The sequence below is a fragment of the Streptomyces sp. NPDC002513 genome, from assembly GCF_053595355.1.
In genome coordinates this window covers 1-5,672 of sequence record NZ_JBSFXK010000123.1, presented here as the reverse complement: position 1 = coordinate 5,672, position 5,672 = coordinate 1, and the positions used below count along the sequence as shown (strand labels likewise).

Below are 5,672 nucleotides of genomic sequence, written 5' to 3'. Positions count from 1 at the left end.
ACACGCCGCGGTGCGCTCGCATGGGCGTACGGCCGGTGCCCGAGGCGCACTCGGGTGGCCTCGGGAATCCATCTGTCGTCAGGCGACAGCGGTCCCCGCGGGCGGCCCTCGGGAGGTGATCGCGTGGACGAGAAGGCGTAGGGCCGGTGCCTGGTCCGGGCCCGGGCGACGCGGGCGCAGGCGCGGGCGGTTCGGGGTGGCGGGCAGCGCCAGCAGCAACCGCAGCGGTGCCGCCAGCCATCCGGCGACGGCCCGCAGGATGCGGAACGTGGCCTTCTCGCCGTACGCGAGCCACAGGCCGGTCAGGAACGCGGCCAGCAGGTGGGCGACGAGCATGCCGGCCCCCGACGAACCACCACCGGCCATGGCATGCCCCATGTGCCCCATGTGCCCCATGGGACTCATGTCCATCGAGTCCATGCTCTGGCTCATGTCCATGGAGCCCATGCTCATGTGGCTCATGCTCATGTGGCTCATGTCCATGTGCCCCATGTCCATGGAGCCCATTCGCGTGGACCCCGCGTCCATGCCGCTGACCGGTCCCATGCCCACGCTCATGTCGCCCCTGCCGGCGGAGGCACTGCCCCCAGGGACCGACTGGGCCAGCGAGAACGCGGAGTGCAGCACGGTCTGCGCGGCGACCACGACGGCCACGATCAACGGCAGCCCGCGCTCACGGCCCGTCAGGCCCCAGCCGACGGCACCGGTCGCGGCCAGGCCGGCCCCCAGTGCCCACGCCGGCACGGCGGAGCCGGACATCATGACGTGGCCCAGGGCGGCGAGCAGCACGCACACAGCCGCGAACACCGCGGCGCGCATCGCGCGAGAACACCACCCTGTTTTCATGGCGCCTCATCCTCGCATCCGGACGTCGGTCGTCATGCGGGGGTATGGATATCCACCGGGGGCCGTAGTCAATCCCGCGGATATGACCTGGATCACGAAACATCCGGGGAACTGGCCGGGTCTTCCGCCCGACCTCTGGAGGAGAACGGGTCTTCGGTCACGGTCCTGGGACGACGAACAGAAGGACGCGTCCGGACGAAACCGCGATCTGTTCCGGGCTGCCCGCCTTGCCGGCCGCGCCCCAGGTCGTGAGTCCGCCGAGGGCGAGACCGAACGCCGTGACCGGCGCGACGGCGGCGAGCAGACGGTCCGCCAGCCGTCGACGAGTGGGCCGTCACAGGCGCTGTGCCGTCATCGGGTACGCCTCCGTACGGGCGAGGGCTGCCAGGCGCGCAGCCGCAGGCCGTTGCAGACCACCAGCACCGAACTGGCCGACATGGCCGCCGCGGCGACCATGGGGTTGAGCAGGCCGACCATGGCGAGCGGGACGGTCACGAGGTTGTAGCCGAACGCCCAGACGAGGTTGGCGCGGACCGTGCCCAGGGTGCGCCGGGCAAGCCGGACGGCGTCCGGGAGCGCCTCGATGCCGCCGCGTACGAGGGTGACGTCGGCGGCCCCGATGGCCACGTCCGTACCGGTACCCATGGCGATCCCGAGGTCGGCGCAGGCCGGAGCGGCGGCGTCGTTCACGCCGTCGCCGATGACCGCGACCCGGTAGCCTTCCTCCTGCAGCTTCCGTACGAGGGCGGCCTTGTCCTGCGGGGTGCAGCGTGCGTGCACCCCGTCGATGCCGAGGGCCTCGGCGACGGCCCGCGCCGGTGCCTCCCGGTCGCCGGTGGCGAGCACTGGGCGTACGCCCAGACGCCGAAGCCGGTCGACGGCCCGGTAGCTGCCCGGCCGTACGACGTCACCGACCTCGATGAGCGCCTCGGCGACATCGTCCACGTACACCACCACCGGCGTGTACGAGCCTGCCTGCGCGACCGCCGGCCCGGCCGGCAGCTCTTCGTCCGGGGCCCGGACGTCGACCCGTCGCCCGGCGACCCGCCCCCGCACGCCCCGCCCGGGCAGGGCGCTGAACTCGCTCACCTCGGACAGCGGTTCGCCCAGTTCCCGGCGGGCGTCCCCGGCGACGGCCCGTCCCAGCGGATGCTCCGAGCCCTGCTCGACAGCCCCCGCCAGCCGCAGCACCGCGTCCCGCCCCAGCCCGTCCGGTACGACGGTGACGCGGCCGACGCTCATATGGCCGGAGGTGAGGGTGCCTGTCTTGTCGAGGACCACGGCGTCGAGATGCTGGAGCCCCTCCAGGGGCGTCAGTCCGATCGAGCCGTGCTGCTTCAGGAGTCGGACGGGGCTGGAGGTGAGTTCCGAGACCGGAGCATGGCGCGCGTCACACTCCGTTCGGTCAAGGGCCGTCCGTGCCGGTCCGTTCACAGGAGCAAGACGAACATCGCGGCCATGCCCAGGGCCATGGCCGCGTGGCAGGCGAGGCCGAACGCGGCCTCCTCGGACCCGGCGCCGTCGTGACTGGGCTCGGTCGCGCGGGCGGTCCGGGCGCGGTCGAAGGCGCGGCCCAGCCAGCGCAGCCCGACCACGGCCAGTACGACGGCCAGGAGTCCCGCCGTGAGCTGCTCCCCCGTACCGGTGAGGCTCATGGACGCTGTACCGGAACCGCCCGACATGATCATTCCGGGCATGTCGCCGCTCGCGCCCCCGCCGCCGTGGCCCGCGCTCATCGCGGCGGAGGCCATCACCGCGACCATCCACGCCATGGCCGCCGTCATCACCACGTGCGGCAACGGCACGGCACCGGATTTCAGCCACGATCCGGAGCGGAGGAGCGACGGCGCGGTGCGCGCGAACCACACGGCGCCGGCCCCGAACAGCACCACCTGCGGAGCGGCCGGCAGGTCCATGCCCCACGGCCAGACCATCGCGATCATGGCCAGGCCCATGAGGGTGTGCAGCCCGTGGTCCACCCGCCTGGCCGAGGCGTAGCCGGGCCTGGCCACCTGCCACCCGCCGTGCAGGGCCGACAGGGCGAAGACCGCGGTGAGGATCCAGCGCAGTCCCGTCGCCGCGATCACGCGGGTGCTCCAGCCCTGCGCCTGCGCACCGCGCCCGCGGCCAGGTCCACGGCGAGGAACACCAGCAGAGGCAGACCGAGCAGGGGCAGGTAGTAGCCGACGACCGCGACCACGACCACGGCCGGCGCGAGGACACCTCCGGGTGTCCGGCGCCAGGCCCCGCGGGCGGGCGGGCGTCCGAGGGTGAACCCGTCGGACCGGGTGGGCCTGCGCAGCCACCACATCCGGTAACCCCAGAGGATCATGGCGATCAGACCGATCGCGAGAAGCGCCAGGGCGATCTGGTTGGCCAGTCCGAACAGCAGCCCCATGTGGGCGTCGATGCCCCAGCGGGTCAGCTTCGCGAGGAGGGGGAAGTCGGCGAAACGCACTTCGTCGGTGACCTTCCCGGTGGCGGGATCGACGGCCACCGAGTCCTGCCGTTCGGGCCAGGAGCGGGTGTTCTCCTTGACGACGTACGCCGTCCCCGCGTCGGCGGGCGGGGTGATGACGAGCAGTCCGCGCAGACCGGCGTCGTGCGCGGCGGCCACGACGGCGTCGTAACCGACGTCCTTGCCGGCCTTGTCCGTCGCGCCGGTCTTGCCGGCCTCGGTGCCGGAGGAGCCACCGCCCTGGGCGGGGAGGGACGTGGTGACGGCGGGTGTACTGCCGCCCAGCGAGTCCTTGATCGCGCCGATGTTCGCACCCGCGTGGGCGGACCAGGTCAGGCCGGTCGCGGACAGGCCCAGCAGACCGATGGACACCCACAGACCGACCGCCCCGTGCCAGGACATCGTGCGCCGCCTGCCCTTCGCCCCGCCACCGGGCAACAGGGCGCGGCGCAGCCGCCGGCGGTTGCGCGGGGCGCCGATCCACAGGGCGAGCCCGCCCAGTACCTCCACCCACAGCCAACTCGCGGCGATCTCACTGTAGTTACGGCCGAACTCGCCCAGGTGCAGGGTGCGGTGGAGGCTGTCGAGCCAGGCCCTGACCGGCAGCCACTGGCCGTAGGTCGTCAGCGTGCCCAGCACCTTGTGGTCGTAGGGGTCGACGAACACCGTGCGGGAGTAGTCGGCGGGCAGGGCCGGGGTGCTGAAGACGACCCGGGTACTGTCCGTGCGGCCGGGCGCGGGGCTGACGGACTCCAGCGTGCCGTCGGGCACCGCCCGCCGGGCGGCGGCGATCTGGCTGGCGAGAGAGTCCGGTGCGCCGTTCGGGGTGACCGTCAGTTCGTGCTGGTACAGGACCGACTCCAACTGCGGTGTGGCGGTGTACACCAGACCGGTCAGGGCGGCGACGAGGATGAACGGCCCGATGAGGACGCCCGCGTAGAAGTGCACCCGCAACAGCAGGGGCCGCAGGCTGCTCCATGTGCCCCGATTCGCCGGGGCTCTGTCCGGTGCGAAGGCTGATTCGTCCGGCGCGAAGGCTGATTCTTCCGGTGTGGAGGGCGGTTCGCCCGCCACCGGCGCACGGGTGCCGGTTCTCGTCGTCGCCGGTTGCCTGCCGGGTTCCCCCGGTGTCATGGCTGTGGTTCGGCTGTCGGCCATCGCAGGCCCTTCTGTCAGGAGCGTCCACCGAGTTCTGCGGTCCAGAACAGGGGTCGGTTCCATGGGGCCTTGAGTTCCGGCAGATCTTGAGTGACGGTCGTCATAGCCTCGCCGTCGAGGGGCAAGTCGGTAGTGCCGCCCGAAAGGCCGGGAAGTCGGGCCTTCGTCTCAGTGACCGGCCGGTGGCTCGAAGCAACCCGCCTCCGGGTAGGGGCCATTGGTCGACACCTGGTAATTGGTCTTCTGCACGAACGCGGTGACGCAGGCATCGGCATGGACGCGCAGGCCCACCAGCGCGCCCTCGGGCCTGACCTCCCGGCCGTTCCTGAAACGCGAGTCCATCGGCTTGACCCGCAGTGTTCCGCCGAGCAGGTTCCCCTTGGCGTCGAAACGCTCCTCCTGGTAGCCGAGCTCGAGCATCGCAGCGCGGACCGTCTTCGGGTCCCACGTCCTGTGCTGCCACAGCCGCTTGAGCACCGGCTCGATGCGGTCGGCCTCCCGCTGGGCGTCCTCGGCGCTCGCGGCGGACATGGCGCCCGAGATCCGGAAGCCGTTGTTCTCGCGGTAGTGAGGGGCGCCGTCCCCGGCCCCTGGCTCCACATAGGGAGACCCCACGGCCGGGCTCGGGCTGGTTCCGGTCCCATGGGGCGTGGTCGTGCCGGTAGCCCCCGTCGTCGCGCGCTCGGTGCCACAGGCGCCGAGCGACAACGTTGCGAGGACGACCAGAGCCGCCGTCACGGCATCCCGGCCGCGCCGCCCGGACCCGTACCGTCCGGCCGCCCCGAACCCACCCGCTCCCATGAACCCCTCCCGCACCTCTGCGTCCCCCGTTTCAAGGCCTCCTGCCGCGGCACTAGCTCACGATAGGAGCCACCCCTTGCCCCGTCCTGAGTATCCGTACTCACCGGAGTGCGGCCGGCGGAGGCACTGCGCCGGTGACCATCCGGTCGGCGCGGGATCCCGCCGCCGTGGTGCGTACCTGTGGCAACAGAGGGCGTGGTGATCAAGTGGGGCACAGTACGCTGAACCCAGCGGGACAGGGCCCGTCGCACAGTGTCCGGGGAGGTGCTTCATGACTGCCGAGATGGTGGCCCCCGCCTGGATGCACGAGCAGATCACGGCGGAGGAGTACGACTCCTGGTCCGAGGAGCAGTGCGCCGGGATCGAGATCGTGGACGGGATGGTCGTCGTGAGTCCCAGTGCGTCCAAG

Annotated in this window: 4 protein-coding genes and 2 pseudogenes; 1 reads left to right on the top strand and 5 read right to left on the bottom strand. The window is 71.9% G+C overall.

The window, feature by feature from the left end:
• Window positions 1–78: 78 nt before the first annotated feature.
• From ACWD5Q_RS34980 to ACWD5Q_RS34960, 5 genes and pseudogenes are all read right to left on the bottom strand, one after another.
• Window positions 79–846, bottom strand: a complete 768-nt coding sequence (locus ACWD5Q_RS34980) for a hypothetical protein (RefSeq protein ID WP_451431102.1) — start codon at window positions 844–846, stop codon at window positions 79–81.
• Window positions 847–1,197: 351 nt separating this feature from the next.
• Window positions 1,198–2,166 (bottom strand): annotated as a pseudogene (locus tag ACWD5Q_RS34975) (heavy metal translocating P-type ATPase); the annotation flags it as partial.
• Between the two features lie 110 nt (window positions 2,167–2,276).
• Entirely contained in the window at window positions 2,277–2,933 is a 657-nt protein-coding gene (locus ACWD5Q_RS34970) for a DUF5134 domain-containing protein (RefSeq protein WP_451431101.1), read from the bottom strand.
• Window positions 2,930–4,438: a PepSY-associated TM helix domain-containing protein gene (locus tag ACWD5Q_RS34965; protein WP_451431103.1), complete on the bottom strand. Its 1,509-nt coding sequence runs from the start codon at window positions 4,436–4,438 to the stop codon at window positions 2,930–2,932. The genes ACWD5Q_RS34970 and ACWD5Q_RS34965 overlap by 4 nt, the downstream gene beginning before the upstream one ends.
• A 192-nt stretch (window positions 4,439–4,630) precedes the next feature.
• Window positions 4,631–5,263 carry a hypothetical protein gene (locus ACWD5Q_RS34960; protein WP_451431100.1) on the bottom strand — a complete coding sequence of 211 codons (633 nt, stop codon included), beginning with the start codon at window positions 5,261–5,263 and terminating at the stop codon, window positions 4,631–4,633.
• Window positions 5,264–5,534: 271 nt separating this feature from the next.
• Between ACWD5Q_RS34960 and ACWD5Q_RS34955 the strand changes: the two are divergent.
• Window positions 5,535–5,672: pseudogene (locus ACWD5Q_RS34955) on the top strand (Uma2 family endonuclease); the annotation flags it as partial.

Coding starts and splice junctions, on each gene's coding strand:
- ACWD5Q_RS34980 (WP_451431102.1), bottom strand. CDS start 846: ATGAAAACAGGGTGGTGTTCTCGCGCGATGCGCGCCGCGGTGTTCGCG.
- ACWD5Q_RS34965 (WP_451431103.1), bottom strand. CDS start 4,438: ATGACACCGGGGGAACCCGGCAGGCAACCGGCGACGACGAGAACCGGC.
- ACWD5Q_RS34960 (WP_451431100.1), bottom strand. CDS start 5,263: ATGGGAGCGGGTGGGTTCGGGGCGGCCGGACGGTACGGGTCCGGGCGG.